2 pseudogenes are annotated in these 503 nt (G+C 48.7%); both read right to left on the reverse strand.

Going from position 1 to position 503, the window contains the following annotated elements:
• A pseudogene (locus ACTHUM_RS18865) lies at positions 1-270 on the reverse strand (SAM-dependent methyltransferase); the annotation flags it as partial.
• Between the two features lie 36 nt (positions 271-306).
• A pseudogene (locus ACTHUM_RS18870) lies at positions 307-503 on the reverse strand (AMP-binding protein); the annotation flags it as partial.

Consider the following 503-nt stretch of genomic DNA (forward strand, 5'->3'; position numbering starts at 1 on the left):
GTCGCGAGTCAAGACAGTGCCGATAGACAGCGAGGCTTCCAGCAGGACTTGTGCCGCGTAGTTGCTGATTTTCGCTTTTTCGGCGATGTCAGCTTGAGTGAGGCCGTCTGGATGGTCGTTCAGCAAATCCAGAATGCCAAATTTCACCATCAGGCGAGAAACTTGGAACACAATCGGTGCAAAAGCGATTTCTTGAGCCAGACGTTGAGCCTCGCCTGCGGACTGGTGTTCGTGGGAATAGCGTTGTTCTAGGGCAGGGAAGAGTTGCATATTGTTGGTTTTCCACTAAAAAGTTAATAGGTATATTCAGACGGCCTCAAACACAATCCGTCCTGATGCACACGGATGCTCTCCGTTGTTGATTTTAAAGCTCAGTTTGTTTTTACCTTCATCAAATTTCAGCTCTACCGACACTTCATCGTGAGGACGGATAAACTGCTGATATTTTAGATTTTCGATGCGGATGACGCGCTGTTTGCCCCATGGCTGGGGCGCGATTAGGT

The sequence above is a fragment of the Neisseria sp. P0021.S006 genome (assembly GCF_051956895.1).